The organism is Magnetococcales bacterium (assembly GCA_015231755.1).
Taxonomy (GTDB): Bacteria; Pseudomonadota; Magnetococcia; order Magnetococcales; family Magnetaquicoccaceae; genus Magnetaquiglobus.
Genome location: JADGAZ010000026.1, coordinates 31751 through 56381, shown reverse-complemented (window position 1 = coordinate 56381; position 24631 = coordinate 31751). Strand labels below are relative to the sequence as shown.

Sequence of the window (24631 nt, the reverse complement as noted above, 5' to 3'; positions counted from 1 at the left end):
TACCACAGGGTAAACCCATGATCGCGGTGGGGGCTTTTTGAGGAGGCCCTAAATAGTTTTTTCTATGGCTGTCAATCATATTGGAAAGGATTGTAATTAATGGTAACGATTATTCAAGGCACAACAAAAAAGCCGATTTCTGCACAACGGTTGGCCAATTTTTTTGAAGACCATACTAAATATGACGGCTTTCTATACATTGGATATCCGATAATTGGTACCGCTGAAGGTCCCTATCCAATAGATGCTCTATTGGTATCAAAAAGTAAAGGGTTGGTGGTTTTCTGCTTAGTGGAGGGCAGAGACATATCCGGAGCGCAAAACGCTCAGGACGACAGTTACAACAAACTTGAATCAAAACTCCGGGCACATAAATCACTGGTGAAAGGGCGAAACCTGCAAGTACCAATCAATCCAGTGACCTTCGCATCTGCACGTGAAGACGCTGTAAATTTTTCCAAGGAGGAGTATCCTATATGCAATGATGCTAGTCTGGAAGCCTGGCTCGATAATTGTCAATGGGACGATTCAAGTCACTTTGAGTCTCTGGTCGCCGTCATCCAGGCGATCTCGACCATACGCAAGGGACGAAAAAAACGAGATGTTCAAAAGCCAGATTCACGCGGAGCCAAGTTAAAACGTCTGGAGGATTCCATCGCGAACCTGGATAACCTTCAAGGACGTGCCGTAATAGAAACAGTGGATGGTGTGCAGCGCATCCGTGGCTTAGCCGGATCAGGAAAGACTATTGTACTGGCATTGAAAGCGGCATACTTACACGCTCACCATCCAGATTGGAAGATCGTCGTCACTTTTCATACCCGTTCGCTCAAAGGACAGTTCCGCCAACTCATCAATACGTTCATTATTGAGCAGACTAATGAAGAGCCAGACTGGGAGAATATCCAGATTATTCATGCTTGGGGTGCTCCCGGAGGCGGTGACCGCAATGGTCTCTACTACAGTTTTTGCCAATCATATGGTGTAGAATATCACGATTTTGGCTCAGCTAAGCGTAACTTCGGACAGGGCAAAGAATTTGAGGGCGCATGTCAGAAGGCACTCATCGAGTGTTCCAGTCCCATTGGGATCTATGATGCCATTCTTGTTGACGAAGCACAGGACTTCCCACCAGCATTTCTACAGATATGTTACGAAATGCTTAAGCCTGAAAAACGACTTGTATATGCTTATGACGAGTTACAGAATTTAAGCTCTCAATCGCTACCATCTCCAGAAAAGATTTTTGGCAGCTATTCCGATGGAACACCAAGGGTTCGTTTTATCCAGAATCAACCGGGAAAACCTAAACAAGACGTAATCCTTGAAAAATGCTATCGCAATTCCCGTCCTGTTCTAGTAACTGCTCATGCTTTAGGTTTCGGTATTTACAGAACGCCGAACGCAGATATTGGTACTGGTCTTGTCCAGATTTTTGATCACAATCAGCTTTGGCTTGATGTTGGCTATGAAGTCACCGGCGGTGAACTGGCTGATGGCAATGATGTCACGCTCTCACGGTCGGAAGAAAGCAGCCCAAATTTTCTTGAAAATCATTCACATGTAGATGATTTGATCCAGTTCTGCTGCTTTGATTCAAGTGAAGAGCAAGCACAGTGGGTTGTGCAAGCCATTCAAGCCAATCTCTCTGAAGATGAGTTACGGCCTGATGATATTGTGATCATTAATCCTAATCCTCTTTCAACAAGAAGTGCTGTCGGTCCAATCCGCAAGTTACTTTTTGAACACAAAATAAAATCTCATCTGGCTGGTGTCGATACTTCGCCGGATGTATTCTTTGATGCAGACTGCGCTTCCATTGCATTTACCGGTATATATAGGGCAAAAGGTAATGAGGCTGGCATGATCTACATAATTAACGCTCAGGATTGCTATTCATCTTTTGGGAATTTGGCAAGTGTTCGGAATCAGTTGTTTACGGCTATTACTCGCAGCAAGGCATGGGTTCGTGTTCTAGGCATAGGAAGGGAGATGCGATTATTGATGCAGGAGTTTGAACATGTGAAAAAGAATGAGTTCAGCCTCCATTTTCGATATCCGACCAAAGAAGAGAGAAAATCTCTGAATATCGTTAACCGTGATATGAGCGAAAATGAACGACAACGGATTCTTAAGAAAAAAGATGATCTTACGCAGCTTCTTGATGATCTGGAGGCGGGAAGAGTTTACCCGGAAGATCTTGGGGGTGATCAACTTAACCGCTTAAAATCCTTATTAAACGGGGGAGGCTGACTGATGCCGACCACTGAAAACATTTTCCAACAAATGGAAAAACTCACTGCGGATTTGGTAGGCTTAAGCCTTTGTGATAGACAGAATTTCCCATCTTTACGTGATACGGGAAAAGGTTATCGCGAAATAGGTATAGGAGCACGAAGCAATATCAGTTACGCGCTTAGAAATATTTCGTATCATGAAATATATGAAGAGCTAGATCGTACGCAAACTTACAATTTACGGATGCTTGACGGTGCGCTTATTCAAATGATGTACCGCTTCAAAAATAATCAAGTCGAATCACATCGGCTGGCCTTTTTCCCGTCCCCATTTCTGGAGGAGTTCCAAAATAATCCTGATATTTATCTTGAGGATGAGATCTATTCTGAGGTTATTATGAAAAGCATAGTGCCTTTTCCTTTGCGTTTTGACTTTGACAGCAATAAAGATAGTTTTGTTGAGGTGGATCATCCAAGATCTCACCTAACATTAGGGGGATACGAGAATTGTAGAATTCCCGTAAATGCTCCACTAACTCCTTTTCACTTTATTGGGTTCATTCTGAGAAATTTCTACAATACAGCCTATCACAAATATTACGATAAGATCTCATTTTTTACACATCACTTCGAAGAATCGATCACCATTAAAGAAATGAACTTGCTTTATATTCATGTCCCAGCACACACAAAATAGGCCGCATATCTAAACCATGAGAACAAAATCAATCCGATTTTTATCTCCCCCTCAGCAATCCCACTCCTCATGCCCCAACGGCAGAATGTTCAATCTCTCCCTCGTCTCCCGCCACTGCGGAAGGTGGGTATCCATCAGGGCGGTGAAAACGTCATCGTGATGCCGTTTCAGGAGGTGGAGAAGTTCATGCACCACAATGTATTCCAGGCATTGTTCCGGCTTTTTGGCCAGTTCCAGGTTGAACCAGACACGGCGAGCTGTGGCATTGCAGCTTCCCCACTTGGTTTTCATCTTCTTGATGCCCCAGAAGGCCGCCTGGACGTTCAGAATGGCCTGCCACTTCTCCAGCAGGGGTGGAATGAGCCGCCTGAGTTGGGCGCGATACCAGCGTGACAGGATGGCCTCCCGTTGCTCCGCCGAGGTGCCAGGGAGGACGAACATGTCGAGGAATGCTACACCGCCCACGACCACATGGGCCGGACCTTTTTTCTCATGCACCCGCAGACGGTAACGCCGTCCTAAGTAATAATGGCTTTCTCCATTCACCATTTCGCGTTGCGACTGACGTGGTTGATCAGCAAACTTGGCTTGCTGCCGTTTGATCCAGACCAGTTTGTCAATCACCGCCAGACGCACGGCCTCGTCGTTAATCACCAGGGGGACCGCCACCCGTACCCGGCCATGGGGAGGATAGACGCCCAGGTGGAGATTCTTGATCGCCTTACGTACTACCTCTACCTGAATACCGCTGACCGTGATGTGCTGGGTTTCAGTAATCATTTTGGTGCTTGGTCAGTTCCAGAATCGGATCGACAAAGTGATGCTCGCCCGGCAAGGCATCCCGAATAGCCAACCTCACCTTCCGGGTTTTCATTGCATTATCGCGCCACCCATCCTGACGGCTGTTCTGGATTGCCGCATCCACGGCCAGTGCCAGATCTTCATTGCGGCCCAGATTGTTGTAGAGTGCCCGCTGGGCCGCTGTCTGCACCCGTACCGGATAACCTCCAGGACCACCACCCGGCATAGTGGCCTCCCTGGTCAGCTTGGCGATTTTCTCCAGATATTCCCGGTAGCTCACCACACCCTTGCGCCGTTGTTCGATCAGTGCGTCCAGCAGCTTGGACATCTCTTCGTAGTAGGCCGGATCCACCGGTGACTCGTTGATGATCAGCTTGCGGACATTGTTCTCAATGGTCTCGGCTACCGCGTCCTCGTTTTTCTTGATTCCCTTGGGCAGCGCATTCACCACATCCGGGCCACGCTCGACGATGAGTTGGATCAGGCTCATGTTGTCGAAGGCGGAAATCTTCTCGCTCTCCTCGGCGCGGATGTAAGTATCGATCAGGTGACGCATGGCCGGTTCGTAAACCTTGAGGTCGATGTGGTCACCGCTGGCCAGCCTCACCTCGTCGCGCACCTTGGTGTAATGATCCACTTCGGCCTTGATCTCGCCGATCTCGTCGGGCGTGTAACCCGCTTCGGACAGTTCATTGGCGATGTTGGCGTAGGCACGCAGCAGGGATGCCACAAATTTGTAGAGTTTCAGCCGCTTTGGCTCGTTCTCCCGGAGTTGATCGGCGTTGCCCGAATCCCTGGCGCAGAAGTAATGCTGGTAGGCCAGCGCATCCCTGGGGGACTCCACTGGTTCGCACAGTGCCTTGACCGCCTCGCGGGCATCCTCCAGGGCCTCCCGTGCCTTCTCCAGGCGATTTTCCAGCAGTCCGGCCACATCCTCCTTGTCGTAGCCATCCAGCGCACCGCTGGTGTAATCCTCTACCGCCCCTTCCAGGCTCTTGAACAAATCCTTGTAGTCGATGATGTACCCGTATTCCTTGTCGTCTCCATCCAGCCGGTTGACGCGGCAAATGGCCTGGAACAGGCCGTGGTCCTGCATCTGCTTGTCGATGTAGAGGAAGGTGGCGGGGGGCGCGTCAAAGCCGGTGAGCAGCTTATCCACCACGATCAGCAGTTTCATCTGCCCCGGCTCGTTGATGAATTGTTTCTTCACCTCCTGCTCGAATCGTTCGACCTTGGTGACGGCACGCTCCACCGGTTCGTTGAACCAATCCGCCAGCATCCGGGAATAAACCCCGTATTTGAGCAGGTTGTCCGTCTCCCCCTCGCCGGTCGTCTCCCCCTTGGTGTCGGCCACGTTGGGCGCGTAACTGGTGACGATGGCACATTTGCCTTGCAATTCACTTTTGGCGAACAACTCATAAAATTTGCATGCCTCGTAAATGCTGCCCGCCACCAGCATGGCGTTGCCGTGACCATCCATCAGGCGCGGTTTGAGGTTCATGTCCATCAGGATGTCGGCGACGATTTTCTCCAGACGCGACTGGCTGGACAGCACCCGCTGCATGGTGCCCCACTTCTGCTTGAGCTGGGCCTTGGCTACATCGTTCAGCCCTTTGGTTTTGGCGTCGAACCACTCGTCCACTTTTTGCGGCGAGGTGATGGACTGGTCGATGTCACGCGCCTCGTAGCGCAAATCCAGCACAACCCCCTCCCGCACCGCCTGATCGAACTTGTAGGTGTGGATGTAACGGCCAAACACCTCGATGCTTTTTTGCTTGTCCGCTTTCAAAAGCGGGGTGCCGGTGAAACCGATGAACAACGCATTGGGCAACAGGGTTTTCATCGCCTTGTGCAGATCACCCGATTGGGTGCGGTGGCACTCATCGACGAACACATGGATGTCACCCTTGGCCACAAAATCAGGCGGCAGATTCTGGATGGCCGCGATGAAGGCTTTGGTGCCCGCATCTTCCTTCGTGTTGTCCTGTCGGCCAAATTTGTGGACCAGGGAACAGAGCAAGGATTCCGTGGTGGTATTGAGTTTTTCGATCAGGTCGTCACCGCTTTTGGTGCGGTAGATCTGCTCGTTGACTCCCTTGAACACCCGCTCGATCTGCTCGTCCAACTCGGTGCGGTCGGTGATGATCAGCACCCGCGCTCCGGTCCGGTTCTCTCGGATCCACTTGGCCAGCCAGACCATGGTGAGGGATTTGCCACTGCCCTGGGTGTGCCAGAGGATGCCACCCTCGCGGCGACGAATGAACTCCTGGGCGGCCTTTACCCCGAAATATTGATTCTGTCGGCACACCTTCTTGATGCCCGCGTCGAAGACCACAAAGTCGTGGAGCAACTCCAGAAACCGGCCTTTCGCGCACACCTGAAGCAGATGGCGGTCCAACAGGTTCGGCTCGGCGGCGTGGGGACCGATCTCTTCCACCCACTGCAAAAAATACTTCTCCGGCGTTTGGATGGTGGCATAGCGCAGCCCTTCGCTGTCGTTGCCCGCCATCACCCACTGCATGGTGGAAAAAAACGGCTGGATGAACGACTTTTGCTGGTTGTCCAGGTTCTGGCGGATCCCTTCGGCGACGGAGACGCAGGAGCGTTTCAACTCCAGCACCCCCAGGGCGAGGCCGTTGACGTAGATCACGATGTCCGGGCGTTTGGTGCTGGCTTTGGCATCCACGCCTTTGACCGTCACCTCCTCGGCAATGGCGAAGTGGTTGTTCTCCGGCTGCTGCCAGTCGATCAGCCAGACCGTGATCTTGTTCTCCCCCGCGCCGGGCCGCACCGGCACCCCGTAGCGCAGCAGGTCATACACGGCCTTGTTGCGGTCGTAGAGGTGCTTACTGGTATCCGACGCCACTTTCCCCAGTTCATGCAGCGCCCGGTTGATGAGGAGATCCTCCACCCCTTGTTTTTTCAGCCACGTGGTGAGCAATCCCGATTCAATGTTGGCGTTGCCGGGCCGATCGATCCAGTTGCCCAGGTGGTCGTAACCCATCCGGTCGCGGAACAGGGTGATGACGCGGGCCTGGGTCTGTTTCTCGATCTGGCCGATGGTGGTCATGCGTCGTCTCCACTGATGGATTTACCGAAGCAGTCCCATAAGGCGGATTTGAACCAAATGGGCATGGTGTTGGTTTTGAGTTCCAGCATTTTGCCTTCGGTGACTTCCGCCAGCCAGACGCGCTCGTTCCCAGAGTTGTCAAAAATGTAGGCTCGATGGGTATAACGCACCGCTTCGCGCAACAAATCCAATGATCGTCGATAGCGGCTCACGATCTTGTCTTCGGGAACGGGATGGCCTCCCATCCTGACCCGGTGCCGCACCCGAGAAATGTTGATGATCGGGTCTTCCGTGGCAATAAAGTAGAGATAGGTTCGAAAGCCACGCTGTTGGGCCTCCCGCAACAATTCCACCTTATCGACGAAAGACATCACCGTTTCAAAGGTGAAGGATGTTCCTGTCTCCAACAATTTCCGCCGGATAAAATCCGCTGCCACCGAAGCAAAGTAGGCGTTGACAGCAACCCTGTGGAACGAAAGTTTTTCATCAGAAAAGCGCAACTCGGCGGCTTTGTCCTGCAATTCAGCCGCGCTCAGCAACGGAGCGTTATTGAAAAAGTCCAGAATTTCCCCGGCAGTCGTGTGAACACCATAGGCAGAAAGATCGAGAAAGTCCCGTTGACCGATTTCCTTCTCGATTTCGTCTGGATTGATGTAAATACCCAGCAATGCCGAATTGATAACCGACTTGAGAGTGCTTTTCCCGGACCCGTTCGGACCAGCAAACATGCGCAAACGAGGGGTGTCGCTCACACGGCTACCCGTTTCTGTCCAGATGTCATGGGAATCGCGGCACCGATCTGTTTGATCACTTTCCGGGTTCCATCTGGAAAAACTTCGACAATCGTGCTGTCTTCCACCTCCAGTACGCTGCTTCCTGACGCCAGTGCCTGCCAATAGGCTTGCTTGAATGCAGGCGCGGCCAAGTCAGGGATGTGTTCCTCCAAAAACTGCATGGTCTGTTCTGGTATGGACATGATTGGCTCCTGTTTGTCATTCATATCAATCGAATCCTCCCGGTCAGCAACTCCTGCATCATGCCTTGCTTGAGGGCACGAGTTTTATCGCGGCGGGTTTCAATAGTGGTGATCTCGGCGTCCATGTCGGACAGGACGGTGGCAATGGCGGTTTGTTCAGAATATGATGGAATAAGGACTTCCAGACTAGATAAATTCGATTTTGATATTTCAAGAAAAGTTGACCCGAAAGAACGCTCCACCATTTGTTGCTTCATTGTCAAAATTTTATGGTACAGAAAATCATTATCCACGCCGTGATTGCAGATAAGAGATTTAAACCCCTGATTAGTGCATATTTCTGTCGCTGCTATCTTAATTTCACCAATGGTTGCTCGACTACAGAGAAGCAAAGCACCAGGTGGTAATAACCTTGCTCCACTATTGTTTAAACCAAGCGCGGAAATTGTTCTTTCTGTGCTTGTTATATATTTCCCTTTACAGCCCGTAATATCAGATGGTGTACACCAATTAAGAGCACCATTCCAATATGATGGCTCGTTGGTCTTAGGTGTCCCTCCGCTGATTATTTCAGCAACATCTCCCAACCTCTTCACCTCCCACTCCCCCTCAAACCCCGGCAGCCGGGTCTGGCCGGTGAGCAGTTGCTGCATGGCGGCCTGTTTGAGGTTGCGCTTCTTGGCAATGAGTTGGTCGAGCTTGGTAAGCAGGGCATCCACATCCGATAGGGCGGTGGCGATGGAGCGTTGTTCGTCTTGTATCGGAGGAAATGGAACTTTCGCGTTACGAATAGTTGTCAACCCTAAGTTTCCGATAGTTGATCCAGTTAATCCATCAAAAAACTGACGTTTAACGTTTTCTGCTTGAAGTGAAAAATAGACAAACCGCTTATCGACTTCACTCTGCACATTCAGGTAGGCTGCACTTTTACCAAGAACCACAGCCTCACCTTCAAAAAATGCAAGATTGCCAATTGTTCCATTAATAGACATAAGAATTGATTGATTATTGAGATTCTTTCGATTTTTTTTGTATTCGCTATAATCTACAGTTCTAGTGTCGTCGGTGATTACCAACCTACCGTTACGGAGATTGTTGCCATTTACGAAGTAATAGGCACCGTTAGAAGAATAGACAGGCGTGCCGTGGAGTCCATCACCAATTTCGGAGGCTATTTTATGCATTGGCACGGCATCCCAATCTTCTGGAATTACCCCCACCTCAGTCTGCTTATACCCCGGCCTCACGCATGGCGAGTCCAGCCTGATCGGGCCATGGACCGAACACTCATAATCAGACGGAGATTCATTCATGATCACCACCACGACCGCTGCCTAACGCCTTGATCGCGCTTTGCGCGGTGAGTGTCTGAAGTTGGCGGATGGCGATCTCGTTCAGTCGCGTCAATCGTTCGCCTTGCGGTAGACCCATACGAATGAATTCGGCATTCATGGCTTCGATGTTGGCCAGCACCAGTAATTGCTCAACTCTGGCGTACTCGCGCATATTTCCTTCTTTCTCCGGGTTGGCATCGCGCCACTGTTTGGCGGTTTGTCCAAACAGGGCGACATTGAGTACATCGGCCTCGCTGGCGTACATAAAACCGGCTTGCGTCGGGGTAACAGCGGTGGGGATGATATGCATTTTAATGGCGTCGGTGTGAATACGGTAATTGATCCTGGCCAACGTGCGGTTAAGATTCCAATCCAACGATAGACGGCGGTTTTCGTCTTCCTTGAGCCGCTGAAATTCCTTGATGAGGTAGAGCTTGAATTCTGGACTGAGCCAAGAACCGAATTCAAAGGCCAAATCCTTGTGGGCGTAGGTGCCGCCACCGTATCGACCCGCACGAGACTGGATGCCTATGGCGTGAGTCGCTTCAATCCACTTTCTGGGCGTCAGGTGAAAGCTGTTCAATCCAGCCTCTTTTTTAAAGGTCTCGAATTCGCCATCTTTAAAATCCGGGTTATGCATTTGCTCCCAAATTCCTAAAAATTCCAGTGTGTTGCGGTTCCTCATCCAGCTATAGATCAGGCCGTCATCACCGAATTTTTTCACCATATCGGTCAGCGAGATAAAATCCTCCTCACGCTGTGACAGGATGGTGATGGCTGCACCTTGCACAGTGATGGTCGATTTTTTGTCCTTGCTCATTTCCATACGAACCCCATCTTTTTCAGGTGTTCATCCACACGAGCGGAAAGAGTCTCCACCTCTTCGGCCAGTTTCGGCAACGGAGTGGCGTAGCGTTCCGCCAGTTGTCGGACGCGCCCGGTCAGGGCCTGACTCACCCGGTCCAGTTCGCTCTGCACGCTGGCGGCCAGCGTGGCCAGCCATTTGTCCTCCACCACCAGCGTCTTGATCTCGGCCTCGGTAAGTTTGGCATATTGGGCGGCCACTTTGGCATCCAGCACCCTTTGCGCCTCTTTCGCTTTGCGGGTGGCGACGGATTCCCGGTCCATCAGGGCCAAGTAGGCTTCCAGGATTTTGCGCTCCTCCAGGGCCTCACGGTCTCGCAGGATCACCTTCTGGCGGTCCTTGACACTTTTGGCGGTCAACTTGCCCGCGTCGGTCTTGGCCTCGGCCAGCAAGCCCTCCTCGCCGCCGTGTTCTTCCTCCATCTCCTCCATCTGGCGGGTGATGGCGTCACGGTCGGCTTCCAGCGTCTCGATGGCGGTCTGTTCGGTGGGAAAAAAGCGGGCGACGATCAGCACATTTGGGATCAAATCGGTGTTGGGTTTGCCCTCCTGTATGGCCCGCCACCCATCAGCAACGATCATCCAGGAATCATCCTGCATAATCTCGGCCCAGTAGTCCATCAGGTGCTGATAGACGTTGTAGGGGTCGATCAACGACGCCACCCCGTGGGCGGCACGAAAGGCTTCCAGCAGGTTTTCCGAGAGGGTTTCGATCAACGCCTTGGGCCGATCACCCGGTTGAATGCCCAGCAGCAAGGGGGTATTGGCGGCTTTCCAACGGGTGAACAGATGCGTCACCTGCTGGTTGAAGGCGGTGAACTCCGGGTGGTCGAAGATGGTGGACTTGATTTGTCCGGCCTCAACCCGGAGTTGGCTGTAACCGGTCCGGTCGGCATCGGCAAAGAGGGCGCGACGCAGGTTCGGAAACACCTGCAAGTAGGAGGCAAGGCCGTCGATATCCCGGTTGGGGATGCCACCCTTGAGATGGGCGGCGATATCCTGCAAATCCTCGGCATCGGTGCTGTCGATGTAGCGTGGCAGGTTGAGATTGAAGTCGTTGGCCTCGATCTCGGCCAAAGGCACCATGCGGGCGTATTTTAATAGTTCCAACTGACGGGTGAAGGTATCCACGATCTTGTGGATGTCCTGGGCGCGCAGGCGGTTCTTGTTGCCGTCCTTGATGAACCCCTTGCTGGCGTCGATCATGAACAGACCCTTGCGCCCGGCGGCCCCTTCCTTGTCCAGCACGATGATGCAGGCGGGAATGCCGGTGCCGTAAAACAGGTTGGCGGGCAGACCGACGATCCCCTTGATCACCCCCTGGCGGACAATGCGGGTGCGAATGGTCCCTTCCGCGCCACCCCGGAACAGCACTCCATGGGGCAGGATCACTGCCGCCTTGCCGGTACTCTTCAGGCTTTTGAGCATGTGGAGCAAAAAGGCGTAGTCGCCATTCTTGGCGGGTGGAATGCCATACTCGAAGCGACCATACGGGTCGTTGGCCGCATCCAGGCCGCTGGTCCACGCCTTGGTGGAAAAGGGGGGATTAGCCACCACGAAGTCGAAGGTCTTGAGTCTGCCGTCCGGGTTCTTGAAATGGGGCGCGGCCAGGGTGTTGTCCTGCCAGATTTCCGCCGTGGGGCAATCGTGCAGCACCATGTTCATGCGCGCCAATGCGGAGGTGGCGTTGTCCATCTCCTGACCGTACAGGGCCAGATCCAGCCCAGTGCGGCTTTTGGCTTCGTCATGGGCCTTGAGCAGCAGCGAACCGGAACCACAGGTGGGGTCATAAATGGACTGGTCGGCGCGGGTCGCCTTGCCCAGATCGATCACCATGGCCATGACCCGCGAGACTTCCGCCGGGGTGTAGAACTGCCCCTTGCTCTTGCCGGATTCGGTGGCGAAGTGGCGCATCAGGTATTCGTAGGCGTCACCCAGCAGGTCGTCACCTTCGGCACGGTTGCGCCCGAAATCCAACCCCTCGAAGATGGCCACCAGCTTGGTCAGTCGGTCCACCTTGGCCTGTCCCTTGCCGAGTTTTTCATCATCGTTGAAGTCGGCAACGTTGATGGCACCCTTGAGACTGTCGTTGGCGTCGGCCAGTCTGCCGATAATCTTGTTGATCCGGTCGCCGATCTCCTTGCTGCCCTTGGCCGCCACCATGTCGGCAAACCCGCCACCAGCAGGCACGTCGATCAGGGCATTGGGATCACCCGCGTATTTGTCGGAGACGTATTTGACGAACAGCAGGACGAGAACGTAATCCTTGTACTGACTGGCATCCATGCCACCACGCAGTTCGTCGCAGGATTTCCAGAGAGATGAATAGAGTGCGGACTTTTTCAGGGCCATGAGTTTGCCTTTGGCGTTGTTGTGTCAAGCATCAGATGGTGGCTGCGTTTGCGGCATAGAATCATATTTTTATGGATCAGGATACCAGCAATATGAAGAGCAAGCCAGCCGTCGCATGATTCTGGAGCCATCAGGTTGCACACTCCACCAACGTGGTGCTCGCTTTTCAATCACTGCTCCTGTTTTGAGCGAAATACCCCCAGAATCGTGGCAGAGCGTGCTGCACGGCCACCAGTTCCTCCTCCAGTATTCCCGCCGCCACCTCCAACATGTTGGCCTTGGGGGCGATGGTGCTGCCGCAGGAGCACTCCAAAAGGTGGGCGATGGCCAGGGCGCGCGTCAGGTGCAGGTTGACCGCATCCACTAGGGCGATGTGATCAGGGGGTGTCATCGAATCGGTATCCATCACGCGCACCTCACTTCGGTTTCGGCCCATGGGTCGCCGTATACGGCTTCGATTTCGGCGTTGCACTGGACACATTGAATCGCCGGGCCTTCCCAATGCACATCCAGACACGCGATGCGATCTTTGGAAAACGAGGAGTGGATCAGTTGATGTCGAATGGCCTTGTCTGAAACGCACTGGTGGCAGAACGCATCATAATTTTCGGTTGCAGCATGCTGCTGATAGCCTCCTGGCCAGATATACGGTTCGCGCAAGAGTCGGAACACCATCTGGGCGCGTTGCCGGGGGGTGGTGATTGGTCCGTCGTACATTATGGCCCCCATGCGGTGATGGTCAGGGGGCAAATCAAGCGCATGCTGCTGTTCACCTGGGCGGTCTGTCGGGTCATCATTGGGGTGGTCATCTCGTTCTCCTTGGTTGAAGGTGGTTGTGGTTGCCTCCAGTGTTCACACCCCAAAGCCGATGGCGGGTCGGGGATGATCCGGTTTGGCCGCACACTCCTGGGTTAGTGCCATCAGCACCTGGGATTGGGTTGGGGTCTGACCCAGGATCCGGTATTGCCGCACCACGGTCGCAAAGTCACCGGGCGTCAGGTTGGTGAGCGAGGTCAGCCGTTTGTGGAGTGGTCCGCACTCGTGGTCGTTGACCTCGAAACCGAAACCGGCCAGCACCTGCCGGAAGAGCCGCAGGCTCTGATCCGGCTTCAGGTAGCCAAAGTCGATCTTCAGGTCAAAACGGCGCAGGGTCGCCAAGTCCAGCACCTCCCGGAAGTTGGTGGCGCACAGGAATACCCCCTCGAAATCCTCCATCTGCACCAGCATTTCGTTGACCTGGGTGATTTCCCAACTATGCTCGGCTCGGGTGCAGTCCTGGAGCAGGCTATCGGCCTCGTCCAGGAATAGCAGGTGGCCATCTTGGAAAGCATTCCGACCTCAAGAACCAAGTCGAAACGCCGGAGGAATGCGGGGTCTATCTGCTCGACTTCGTTGCTGACCCAGAATGACGGCACCGGGTTGGTCTCCAAAATCCGGTTGATCCGGGATTTCTGCTGCTCCCTCTGCCCACCGTAGGCATGGCGGGACGAACGGGCCGACGGGAAGACATCCTCCACCTCGTCGAAAAGGAGCAACCGTTGACGTTCCTGGCCCAGGAGTTTCTGGTAGACCCAGAAGGCGTTGAGACGGCTCTCTCCGCTCATGGCCTCGCCATCCGCATCCTCGTCCATGACCTGATAGAGGGTGGCACCCAGGGAATGGGCCAGCACCCCGGTCAGGTCGGTTTTTCCGGTCCCTGGTGGACCATGAAGGAGGATGTTGACGCCCAGGGTCCGATGGCGCAGGCTGTGCTCCAGGTAGGGCAGCAAAATCTGTAGGTCGGCCAAGTGGCCATAGTCCGCCAGCGTCAGATCGGTGGACGCGGCCAGTTTCAGAAAACACCGAAGAAAAGAGTGGGCCGACTCATGCTCCGAGACCAAAGCTCCGGCCAGTTCACCATTGACCTCGAACTTGTCCTCGAAGTGGGTACGAAACGCATTCATCGTCATCAACCCGGAAGCGGTCAGTGCCGATCCAGAGGCCAGGGCAGCCCGAATCTCCTTCGGGTCACGGCGTAAAATGGCGGCCACCCAGAGGCAGATGTCCCGGTTGTTCAGGTCGCGTCCCATCAGGTCCAACACCTGGCCGAACATGTGGCTGGTTTTGCTGTAGACCACCAGCCGCAGAATCTCCCGTTCCACCTCCCCCAACTCCAGCAGCTCGCCCAGCCACCCGACATTGCGCTCCACGAAACCGGATTGGTCCACCGCCTGGGCCTCCAATTCCAACAACCGGTGTCAGAATTTTTCCAGGACAGTGCCAATGTTGGCACTGTCCTCAGAGAGAGGCGGGAATCCCAGCCATTCCAACACCTCATTTTTGCCAAAGGCCCCGTCTTTGACAAACCCATTGTGGGCCGGGGTGAACAGGAGGGCGCGCAAGGCCCACAGGACAGCCTGAGGGTCATCGATGCGAGGGCCAGGGCGTTCCGGCAGTGTCCGCCGCTTGCAGGAAATGGGCATCAGCGTGTCTCCTCATTCCATTCCCATGCCCGTCACCTGGACCTTGAAAACACCCATTCCCACATAGGCCAAAAAATTACGCTCCCAAATCTGGTACATGGAGCGGCCTTGGGTGATCTGGTATTCTCGGCCTTGGTGCTGGAAGGCCCCATACCGGATGTCCCAATCCAACTGCTTCTCCAACTCGGCATACCCTGGGGGACCGACGAACGAGAAGTCGGTTACGTAGTGGATCTTGCCCAGGGGGTCGATTCCCACCTCCACTGGGTGGTAGCCGCCGGTTTCGGCACTGTACTCCGGGTCGCGGAAGTTGACGATGACCCCGCCACTGGTGTTGACACCGCTGTCGTGGATCAGGCGGGTCAGCATCTGCCCCATTTTTTGCGAGATGTGAATCGGATAGACTTGGATGCCGGTCAGTACCGTAAACATTAGATGATCTCCATTTGGTAGATTGATGAACCGTAAATGTTTGCAAGCTGATCATGAGGCATACTGTTGTTGAAGAAGTGGCCGGTTGCCGGGTCGCACTCTTCCAGGTAGGGATCACAGCAGTACAGGGCCGAACTGCAAGCCAGGCAGAGGGTTTCAGGCTGTCTGGCCACCGCCACCATCCAATGGCTGCCGTTGCAGAAACATCGGGTCTGAGCGGCTTCCGTCACCGCGAACACCACCACCGACCGGTAGTCGGTCTTGCGGCGGAAGTTATGGGCAGTGAGCCGCTTGACCCGCAGTCTATTACGCCCGGTGCTGAAGATGTTGCAGGCAAGTCCGAAGAAGGCGTCGAGTGCCTGCTGTTCCAGGCCGACCTTCAGGCCCAGGGCAGAACCACTACCGTTGAGGTGGTTGATAGGGCTGGGCACCACCGCGATGAGAGCACCCCATTTGTTTTCCATCTGATATTTCTGATAGAATGCGCTGACACTGAGTTCCGGGTCCAATAACACCTTGCAGGCATTCACCACGGCGTAAAGCAAGCAGGCTCCGTCAAGGAACCCTTGAGGGGTGATCTTCAGTTCCATATGTGGCTCACTTGTTTGGGGAAGAATCGATGCTCAGACGGGTGTGGTGAGGGACTTCCAACCACTTTGATTGACATCAAAAATAATATATATTGTCAATTGGTGCAACAGAAAATGTTTTCTGGGCATAGATTGGCTTGATGTGGCAGGGATTTGTTGGCCTGGATTGGGTGGCGAACGTCAGCTTGCGACAATAAACATCGGGTGTGATCTGATGGTGTAATGGTGAATACACACTCTTACAGACAACATATAGTATTTACATATAATACCTTTGTCCATAAGGTGCCCAACAAAGTGAGAGTCTAACCGGTTTTCACAATCAGCTTTCAACAAAATTTCCAACGCCTGAATTTTTTTGTATTTGCCACACCATTTGTGGCAATGCCACGCAAGATGTGCCGCTTCAGCAAATGAGGGTTACGAATTTCAACATTTACTCGGAAGCGGTATGTCGGCAGATGAACCTCTCCATCCACATCGAGACCTTCAATCTGGAGGAAGCGGCAGGCTTTCTGCGGATGAACGCCGAGGTCTTGCGCCGGAAAGCCCAGACTGGGGAAATCCCTGGGGCAAAAACCGGCAAGGGGTGGGTGTTCATCAATCTCGACCTTGTCAACTGGCTGCGGTCACAATATGCTTCTGGTTGGCAGGAGCCGCAGAGTGCTGATCATGAGGAGGAACGATCATCATGTCACTCACCAAACGCGGCAACATCTGGCATGTCCACTTCTTCACGCCGGACGGACAACGAATACGAGAAAGCACTGGGACTTCAGACAAAAGGGAGGCGCAAGAATACCACGACCGATTGAAAACAAAGTATTGGAGAAGTGAGGCGTTGGGTGATCAAACGGAGCGAACTTGGAAAGAAGCCGTCGTCAAGTTCTTGGCTGAAACCGAGCACAAGGCAAGTCGGCGGGATGATCTGCAAAAGCTCCGGTGGCTTGACCAACATTTCGGGGATCTCACATTGGTCCAGGTGACCAGAGACAGGATCTCCGACATCGGCGATCTGAAACGGAAGGAGACCACTGTGGCAACCGCCAACCGTTATTTGGCGCTGATCCGGTCGGTCCTGCGGAAGGCATCCTTGGAGTGGGAATGGATCGACAAGGCACCCAAGGTCAGGCTGTATCCCGAACCGTCCCGTCGTGTACGGTGGTTGACGATTGAAGAAGCAACCCGTCTGCTCCAGGAGTTGCCGGAGCATTTGGCCTCAATGGTGGAGTTCATTTTGGCCACCGGGTTGCGCGACTCCAATGTCACCGGGTTGGAGTGGTCCCAAATCGACATGCAGCGGCAAATGACCTGGATCCATCCAGATCAGGCCAAGGCTAAAAAGGCCATCCCTGTGCCCTTGAATGCCGACGCAATGAGGGTTCTGGAGCAGCAGCGTGGGACGCATCCCCAGTTCGTGTTTACCTACCAGGGGCATCCCGTGACCCGGATCAACAACTGGGCCTGGAAAAAAGCCCTGAAGCGGGCGGGGATCGAAAATTTCCGTGAGCATGACCTCCGCCATACCTGGGCATCCTGGCACGTTCAGTCCGGGACGACGCTGCATGCGCTCATGGAACTGGGGGGATGGAGCGATCTCAAGATGGTGCAGCGGTATGCCCACTTGGGTGGAGCGCACTTGGCTGCCGATGCACAACGGCTGTGTCGAAATCACGACACAAAAACGACACAGCTCAAAGAAAAAGGCAGTTCCGCTGTAACGGTAACTGCCTAATTCTAAAAGAAAATTTTGGTAGCGAGGGGGAGACTTGAACTCCCGACACACGGATTATGAATCCGCAGCTCTGACCAACTGAGCTACCCCGCCTTGATGAAGCAGACATTCTAAAAGCGTTGAGGCCATGGTGTCAAGTCCATTCATGGCGACCGACATCCCGTGGCACGGGAGGGGGAGTCGGACCGCCAGAGTCACGGACCTACGGCAAGGCGTTGGAGAGGGGCCAGGTCTTGATCACCGGAGAGGCGATGCCCAGATCCGCGACCCGGGCGCTCATTTTGCGTGCCCGGTCCTTGCTTTCATACGGACCCAGCAGCACCTTGCGCACCGTCAGATCGCTTTCCACCTTCACCAGTCGCGCCGGCACGGCACCCATGGCCTTGATCCGCTCCAACTCCTCCATGGCGTGTCCCAACAGCAACGACTTGCCCAAAACAATCACATACCCCTCCCAGCTCTCCTCGACCCGGGCCGTGATGCCGCCGGCCTTCAACTTGGCCTCTGCCTCCTTGGCCATCTCCAGACGGGCAAAGGGTCCCACCTGCACCGTGTTGAGACTGGTCTTCTCCTGAACCGTCTCCACACGGGGGGTCAACCCCACCCGGGTCAACTGCTCCACCAAAGAATCCACCCCCATGTTCAACGCGAAACTGCCCACCTGTACCATGAACTGCTCACCGGACACGCTCGCCGGGGCGGGAGGGGGCTTCGGCGGTTCCGGTTTGGGCTCGGGCTTGGGTTCCGGTTTAGGTTCCGGTTTCGCTTCGATTTTCGGTTCCGGTTTGGGTTCGGGTTTTGCTTCGATTTTGGGTTCCGGTTTTTTTTCGGCTGCCGGGGCCGGGGCGTTGCCCTGCGCCACCACACGGGCGGTGGAGGGATTCGGCAACGCCAACTGCTTGTCCGGCATCACCGGTCCGGGCCAGATGGCGTTCTCCGGCGTCTTGAAGCCCATACCCATGAAGCCCATGCCCTGTACCAGCACATTGAGCACAACCAACAGACCCACCACCAACATGGGAAACAAACGGGTCATCTGACGGGAGGTTCGAGCCACGGCAAGCACCCTCAACGATTGCGTTCGTACAACATTCTGAGTCCGGTCAGGGTCAGGAACTCATCGACTTCCTCGATCAAGGCGCTCTCCCGGGCGATCAACGGAGCCAGACCACCGGTGGCCAGCACCCGTACCGGCGAAAACCCTGCTTCCGCCACCATGCGGGTGATCAAGCCTTCCACCAGCCCCACATAGCCCCAGTACAGACCCGACTGCATGGCTCCCACCGTATCCCGACCCACCACGCTCACGGGACGGGCGCACTCCACCCGGGGAAGTTTGGCGGTACGCTCGAACAACGCATCCATGGAAATCCCCAGACCCGGCGCGATGGCCCCGCCCAGGTACTCCCCCTGGGGGCCAATCAGGTCAAAGGTGGTGGCCGTGCCGAAATCCACCACAATGGCCGCGCCCTGCAAACGGTGATAGGCGGCCACGGCGTTGACGATCCGATCCGCCCCCACCTCCCGGGGATTATCGTAGCGGATCGCCATGCCGGTCTTGATGCCCGGCCCCACCACCATGGGACTGACCCGCAGATAACGTTTCACGCCCCCCAGAACCGCCGCTTCCACCGGAGGCACCACGCTGGCCGCGATGGCCCCCGTGACCTTGCGAGGCTCCAACCCGGCCATCTGGAACAACTGGGTCAATAAAATCCCATACTCGTCCGCCGTACCGCCGGCCCGCGTCCCGATCCGCCAATGATGGGTCAGACGCTCCTTCTGGTACACCCCGAGTACGATATTGGTATTGCCGATGTCAATGACCAGCAGCATGCCATCCGATCCTTCGTTTCTGTCGCCATTCAAAACAGCACCACATCTCCGGCCAGCACACGCATCCGCTCTCCATCCCGGCTGCGGGCCAGCAGAAACCCCTCTTCGTCCAGGTCCTCCAGCCACACCTCCCTCACCCCGGTCGGGGTGTCGATGCGGGCCTGTTGACCTTCCAGCAACGCCCGCTCCTTCCAGGCGCGACGCACCGGCGCAAAACCCTCACGGACATACAAACCATACCACCGTTCCAATCCGGCCAACAATGCCGCCAGCAACGCTCCGCGATCACAACTGCGATGCAAAATATCGGCCATGGTCACCGCCCGGGCCGCCACTTCCGGAGAAAAAGCGGCAGCGCGACCATTGACATTCACCCCCACCCCCACGGTCACATGACGAATGCGCGTGCCATCCGCGGCCATTTCCGTCAGGATCCCCGCCAGCTTGCGACCTGCCACCAGCACGTCGTTGGGCCATTTCAGACGGGCGCCCTCCACCCCCATGGTCCCCACCGCCTCCACCGTGGCCAGACCCGCCACCAGGGTCAGACGGGCGCCATGGGCCACCGGCATCCCAGGGCGCAACACCATGGAGACGTACAGATTCTCTCCCCGCGGCGACTCCCACTCCCGCCCCTGGCGTCCCCGGCCCCGGGTTTGACCATCCGCCACCACCACCGTGCCCTCCGGCGCCCCCGCCTGGGCCAACGCCATGGCTTCCCGGTTGGTGGAATCCAGCACCGGATGAAAATGATAACGCTCCGGGGTGAACATCCCACCGGTCAACCTTCCGGCCAAAACCGCACGGGTCAGATCTTCCCCGGCTCCCATGTCCGGCCCTCCTCCCTCACAGCGTGATGCGCAACGACACATCCACCGAACCGGCGCTATGGGTCAACGCCCCCACCGAAATCAGATCCACCCCGGTTTCCGCCACCGCACGGATGGTCTCCAGCGTAACATTGCCGCTGGCCTCCAGCATCGCCCGTCTTGCCACCAGACGCACCGCCTGACGCAACCGATCCGGATTCATATTATCGAGCAGCAGCACCTCGACTCCCGCCGCCAGGGACTCTTCCACCTGCTCCAGGGTTTCGCACTCCACCTCGATGCGATGCAGATGACCCGCATGGCTTCGCAACCGCTGTACCGCCGCCGTGATCCCCCCGGAAACGGCGATGTGATTCTCCTTGACCAAAATGCCGTCATCCAGCCCCAACCGATGGTTGTGCCCACCTCCCACCCGTACCGCGTATTTCTGCATGGGGCCAAGTCCCGGCGTGGTCTTGCGGGTATCCACCACCCGGGCGCCAGTGCCGGCCACCTTTTCCACATACCGGCGCGTCACCGTGGCCACGGCGGAAAGATTCTGGAAAAAATTCAACGCCACCCGCTCGCCGGTCAAAATGCCCCGCGCCGGACCTTCCAGCCGACAAATGGCCGCTCCGGCCTCCACCCGTTCCCCTTCCCCGTGGAGCGCCTCCAGACGGATGGCGGGATCCACCTGTTCAAACACCGCCACCATCACCGGCACGCCACAGCAGACCAGATCCTGACGGGCCCACAAGGTGGCCTGGGCCAGACGGGACTCGTCCACCAAAGTATCGGTGGTCAGATCCCCCCGTCCCACATCCAAAGCCAACGCCCCAGCCACGATCTCCGACCAGGAGCGGGGAATCATGAGGCACCTCGCAAACGACGCATCCGTTCCAAGGCCTCCAGCACTCCGAGACGTTTTTCCCCCATTTCCCGGGCCTTGGCCTGTTCCGCCGCCACCACCTCGGGCTTGGCATTGGCCAGGAAACCCGCATTGGCCAACTTGCCCTCCACCCGCGCCAGATCGGCTTCGAGCTTTTGCAGATTTTTTTCCAATCGGGCGATCTCCGCCACCGGATCGATGATCCCGGACAACGGAATGAACAACCGCAAACCCGGCAGCACGGCAGTGGCCGCCCCTTCCGGCACCGGACCTTCCAGCTCGGCCCAGGAGTCCAGCCGCGCCAAAACCCCGATCAAGCCCTCGTGACGCCGCAACACCTCGATGCCCCGAGGCTCTCCGCTCACCAGCAGCGGCAGGCGCCGTCCCGGGGGAATGTCCATCTCCCCGCGCACCGTGCGCACCGCTCCCACCAGTTCCATCACGAAATCGGCCTCGATCTCGACCGCTTCATCCTCTTGAGAGGGATCCACCACCGGCCAATCGGCCCGCATGATGGTCTCCCCACCCCGACCGGCCAACGGGGCCACCTTTTGCCACAACTCCTCGGTGATGAAGGGCATCAGGGGATGCAACAGCCGCAGGGCGGTTTCCAGAGTCTCCACCATCACCCGACGGGTGGTGTTTTTCGCGGCGTCATCCAAGGTTTCGTCGTAGAGGACCGGCTTGACCATCTCCAGATACCAGTCGCAAAACTCCCCCCACAAAAACCGGTGCAACGCCGATGCCGCCTCGTCGAAACGATACCGTTCCATGGCACCGTCCATGACGGCCACCACCTTTTGCAGCCGCGACTGGATCCAGCGATCCGGCAGGGTACGGGCCGCGCCGGCTCCGTCCAGGGTATGACCTTCCACGTTCATCAACACGAAACGGGCCGCATTCCACAGCTTGTTGCAGAAATTCCGATAGCCTTCCACCCGGCCCATGTCCAGCTTGATGTCCCGACCCTGCACCGCCAGCCCGGCCATGGCAAACCGCAAGGCGTCGGTGCCGAAGGCCCCGATCCCCTTGGGAAACTCGCTGCGGGTCGCCGCCTCCACCCGTGCGGCCAGTTGGGGTTGCATCATGTCCCGGGTACGCTTGGCCACCAGGGATTCCAGTTCGATGCCGTCGATCAGGTCCAAAGGATCCAGAATGTTGCCTTTGGATTTGCTCATCTTGTGCCCTTCCCCGTCGCGCACCAGACCGGTGATGTACACCTCCCGGAACGGCACCTGACCGGTGAACTTCAATCCCATCATGATCATCCGGGCCACCCAGAAGAAAATGATGTCAAAACCGGTGACCAGCACGTCGGTGGGATAATACCGGGCCAGTTCCGGGGTCTGTTTGGGCCAGCCCAGGGTGGCGAACGGCCACAAGGCCGACGAAAACCAAGTATCGAGCACATCCGGATCCCGGGTCAGCTCCACCGCTTCGCCATAGTGTTCCGCGGCCATTTCGTAGACCATCTCTTCGCAGTTGCAAACGAACAGATGGCCATCCGGCCCGTACCAGACCGGAATCCGATGGCCCCACCAGATCTGACGGGAAATGCACCAATCCTGGATGTTGCGCATCCATTCAAAATAGGTCTTGTCCCAGTTGCCGGGAATGAAACGGATGCGGCCATCCTCCACGGCCTTGATGGCCTCTGCGGCCAAAGGGGCCGCCTTGACGAACCATTGATCCGTGAGATACGGCTCCAGCACCGCCTTGGAGCGGTCCCCCCGCGGAATCATCAAACGATGCTCTTCCACCCGTTCCAGCAATCCCGCCCGTTCCAGGTCGGCCACCACCCGTTGGCGGGCCTCGAAGCGATCCAATCCCCGATACGGTTCCGGGGCCTGATCGTTGATGCGGGCATCCGGGGTGAAAATGTTGATCACCGGCAATCCGTGACGCTGACCCACCTCGTGATCGTTGAAGTCATGGGCCGGCGTGATCTTGACGCAACCGGTACCGAAGGCCGGATCCACATGTTCATCGGCGATCACCGGGATGCGGCGTCCGGTCAAAGGCAGAATCAGCTCCCGGCCCAGCAGATGCCGATAGCGTGCGTCGTCGGGATGGACCGCCACCGCCACATCTCCGAGCATGGTTTCCGGACGGGTGGTGGCCACCACGATCTGCCCTTCCCCCTCGGCCAGAGGATAACGCAGATGCCACAAATGGCCCCGCTCCTCCTCGGAGACCACCTCCAGATCCGAAACCGCGGTCAGCAACACCGGATCCCAGTTGACCAGCCGTTTGCCCCGATAGATCAGCCCTTCGTTGTACAGACGGACAAAAGCCTCCCGCACCGCGTGGGAAAGCTCCGGATCCATGGTGAACCGCTCCCGGCTCCAGTCGCAGGAGGCGCCCAGACGCCGCATCTGACGCACGATGGTGCCGCCGGATTGCTGTTTCCATTGCCAGACCCGTTCCAGAAAACGGGAACGACCCAGATCGTGACGGCTTTTGCCTTCGGCTTCCAGTTGACGTTCCACCAGCATCTGGGTGGCGATGCCGGCGTGATCGGTGCCGGTCTGCCACAACACCCTGGCGCCTTGCATGCGCTTCCGACGGATCAGGGCATCCATGATGGTGTCCTGAAAGGCGTGACCCATGTGCAGACTGCCGGTGACATTGGGCGGAGGAATCATGATGCAATAGGCCGGCGCGTCCGGATTGCCGGCGGGAGTGAAAAAACCGTTCTCCTCCCAGATGGTGTACCAGCGCCGTTCCACGCTGGCGGCATCGTAGGACTTGGGCAGGGATGGCTCGGACATGTTTGATTGATTTCAAAAGGTTGTATAAAGGGATGAACGGTCGGGACCCTTTCTGAACGCAAATGCGTCCGAAAGCGCCCCGACCGACAGTGCGCGTGGGAAAGCGTGTGCGCCGAATGAAATCAGCGACCGCCCTTGATGCGTTCCAACTCCTCGCGGATCACCTCTTCGAGCAAAACCGGCAACCGCTCCGACAACACCTCCCGGATCCAGGAACGGGCCACCGCCTCCACCTGATCCCGGATCGCCTGACGCACGGAACCCGCTTCCATGACCCCTTGAATCAGCGAAGCCGCTTCCGGCTCCCGCGCAGACTCGGGTTCGGGGAGGGCTTCCGGCTCCGGCGCCTGGGTGGGCGCGGGACCAAAGGCCAAGACCAGTTCGGGTTCAGGCTCCGGCGGAACGGTGGGCTCGGCTTCGACTTCCGGCTTGGCTTCGACTTCCGGCTCGGCCTCGATTTCAGGCTCGGCTTCGATTTCGGGCTCGGCTTCGATTTCGGGCTCCGCTTCGATTTCCGGCTCGGCTTCGACTTCCGGCTCGGCTTCGACTTCCGGCTCCGCTTCGATTTCCGGCTCGGCTTCGATTTCGGGCTCCGCTTCGATTTCGGGCTCCGCTTCGATTTCGGGCTCCGCTTCGATTTCCGGCTCGGCCTCGACTTCCGGCTCGACCTCAATTTCGGGCTCCGCTTCGACTTCCGGCTCCGCTTCGATTTCGGGCTCGGCTTCGATTTCGGGCTCGGCTTCGATTTCGGGCTCGGCTTCGATTTCGGGCTCGGC

At 56.3% G+C, this 24631-nt stretch carries 23 protein-coding genes and 1 tRNA gene; 3 read left to right on the top strand and 21 right to left on the bottom strand.

Annotation, left to right across the window (positions count from 1 at the left end):
* Positions 1-99 precede the first annotated feature (99 nt).
* A complete protein-coding gene (locus tag HQL98_14865; GenBank protein MBF0273328.1) occupies positions 100-2253 on the top strand; it encodes an ATP-binding domain-containing protein in 2154 nt (717 codons plus the stop codon).
* A gap of 3 nt (positions 2254-2256) precedes the next feature.
* Positions 2257-2934, top strand: a complete 678-nt coding sequence (locus HQL98_14860) for a DUF2290 domain-containing protein (GenBank protein MBF0273327.1) — start codon at positions 2257-2259, stop codon at positions 2932-2934.
* A gap of 51 nt (positions 2935-2985) precedes the next feature.
* On the opposite strand, the gene HQL98_14855 is transcribed toward HQL98_14860, so the two are convergent.
* From HQL98_14855 to HQL98_14790, 14 genes are all read right to left on the bottom strand, one after another.
* Positions 2986-3714: a M48 family metallopeptidase gene (locus HQL98_14855; protein ID MBF0273326.1), complete on the bottom strand. Its 729-nt coding sequence runs from the start codon at positions 3712-3714 to the stop codon at positions 2986-2988.
* Positions 3704-6805 (bottom strand): type I restriction endonuclease subunit R, encoded by a 3102-nt coding sequence (locus HQL98_14850; GenBank protein MBF0273325.1) that lies wholly within the window; start codon positions 6803-6805, stop codon positions 3704-3706. Before HQL98_14850 ends, HQL98_14855 begins: the two co-directional genes overlap by 11 nt.
* A complete protein-coding gene (locus HQL98_14845; GenBank protein MBF0273324.1) occupies positions 6802-7533 on the bottom strand; it encodes a zeta toxin family protein in 732 nt (243 codons plus the stop codon). The genes HQL98_14850 and HQL98_14845 overlap by 4 nt, the downstream gene beginning before the upstream one ends.
* A gap of 20 nt (positions 7534-7553) precedes the next feature.
* Complete coding sequence (locus HQL98_14840; GenBank protein ID MBF0273323.1) at positions 7554-7781, bottom strand: hypothetical protein; 228 nt, start codon at positions 7779-7781, stop codon at positions 7554-7556.
* Between the two features lie 20 nt (positions 7782-7801).
* A complete protein-coding gene (locus HQL98_14835) occupies positions 7802-9094 on the bottom strand; it encodes a restriction endonuclease subunit S (protein MBF0273322.1) in 1293 nt (430 codons plus the stop codon).
* Entirely contained in the window at positions 9087-9935 is an 849-nt protein-coding gene (locus tag HQL98_14830) for a KilA-N domain-containing protein (protein ID MBF0273321.1), read from the bottom strand. Before HQL98_14830 ends, HQL98_14835 begins: the two co-directional genes overlap by 8 nt.
* Entirely contained in the window at positions 9932-12331 is a 2400-nt protein-coding gene (locus HQL98_14825) for a type I restriction-modification system subunit M (GenBank protein ID MBF0273320.1), read from the bottom strand. The genes HQL98_14830 and HQL98_14825 overlap by 4 nt, the downstream gene beginning before the upstream one ends.
* Before the next feature lie 166 nt (positions 12332-12497).
* Positions 12498-12722, bottom strand: a complete 225-nt coding sequence (locus tag HQL98_14820) for a hypothetical protein (GenBank protein ID MBF0273319.1) — start codon at positions 12720-12722, stop codon at positions 12498-12500.
* A 14-nt stretch (positions 12723-12736) separates the two neighbouring features.
* The gene (locus HQL98_14815; protein MBF0273318.1) at positions 12737-13048 is read right to left on the bottom strand and encodes a hypothetical protein; all 312 of its coding nucleotides are present in this window, start codon (positions 13046-13048) and stop codon (positions 12737-12739) included.
* Between the two features lie 135 nt (positions 13049-13183).
* A complete protein-coding gene (locus HQL98_14810; protein MBF0273317.1) occupies positions 13184-13489 on the bottom strand; it encodes a hypothetical protein in 306 nt (101 codons plus the stop codon).
* Positions 13462-14538: an ATP-binding protein gene (locus tag HQL98_14805; GenBank protein MBF0273316.1), complete on the bottom strand. Its 1077-nt coding sequence runs from the start codon at positions 14536-14538 to the stop codon at positions 13462-13464. The genes HQL98_14810 and HQL98_14805 overlap by 28 nt, the downstream gene beginning before the upstream one ends.
* A 30-nt stretch (positions 14539-14568) precedes the next feature.
* Complete coding sequence (locus HQL98_14800; GenBank protein ID MBF0273315.1) at positions 14569-14793, bottom strand: hypothetical protein; 225 nt, start codon at positions 14791-14793, stop codon at positions 14569-14571.
* A 12-nt stretch (positions 14794-14805) separates the two neighbouring features.
* Positions 14806-15225, bottom strand: a complete 420-nt coding sequence (locus HQL98_14795; GenBank protein ID MBF0273314.1) for a DUF2787 family protein — start codon at positions 15223-15225, stop codon at positions 14806-14808.
* Positions 15225-15815 (bottom strand): hypothetical protein, encoded by a 591-nt coding sequence (locus HQL98_14790; GenBank protein MBF0273313.1) that lies wholly within the window; start codon positions 15813-15815, stop codon positions 15225-15227. Before HQL98_14790 ends, HQL98_14795 begins: the two co-directional genes overlap by 1 nt.
* A 691-nt stretch (positions 15816-16506) precedes the next feature.
* Between HQL98_14790 and HQL98_14785 the strand changes: the two genes are divergently transcribed.
* A complete protein-coding gene (locus tag HQL98_14785; protein ID MBF0273312.1) occupies positions 16507-17550 on the top strand; it encodes a site-specific integrase in 1044 nt (347 codons plus the stop codon).
* A gap of 16 nt (positions 17551-17566) precedes the next feature.
* Here the strand turns inward: HQL98_14785 and HQL98_14780 are convergent.
* The 7 genes from HQL98_14780 to HQL98_14750 form a co-directional block, all read right to left on the bottom strand.
* A tRNA-Met gene (locus HQL98_14780) sits at positions 17567-17643 on the bottom strand.
* A gap of 109 nt (positions 17644-17752) precedes the next feature.
* Positions 17753-18607: an SPOR domain-containing protein gene (locus tag HQL98_14775; protein ID MBF0273311.1), complete on the bottom strand. Its 855-nt coding sequence runs from the start codon at positions 18605-18607 to the stop codon at positions 17753-17755.
* Between the two features lie 11 nt (positions 18608-18618).
* On the bottom strand, positions 18619-19386 hold the full coding sequence (locus HQL98_14770) for a type III pantothenate kinase (protein ID MBF0273310.1): 768 nt from the start codon (positions 19384-19386) through the stop codon (positions 18619-18621).
* A gap of 29 nt (positions 19387-19415) precedes the next feature.
* Complete coding sequence (locus HQL98_14765; protein MBF0273309.1) at positions 19416-20216, bottom strand: biotin--[acetyl-CoA-carboxylase] ligase; 801 nt, start codon at positions 20214-20216, stop codon at positions 19416-19418.
* 16 nt (positions 20217-20232) lie between these two features.
* Positions 20233-21066, bottom strand: coding sequence for a carboxylating nicotinate-nucleotide diphosphorylase (gene nadC / locus HQL98_14760; protein ID MBF0273308.1), 834 nt, complete (start codon positions 21064-21066; stop codon positions 20233-20235).
* Entirely contained in the window at positions 21063-23840 is a 2778-nt protein-coding gene (locus tag HQL98_14755; GenBank protein ID MBF0273307.1) for a valine--tRNA ligase, read from the bottom strand. The genes nadC and HQL98_14755 overlap by 4 nt, the downstream gene beginning before the upstream one ends.
* A 137-nt stretch (positions 23841-23977) precedes the next feature.
* The coding region (locus HQL98_14750; protein MBF0273306.1) for a hypothetical protein at positions 23978-24631 on the bottom strand (654 nt) is incomplete at its 5' end.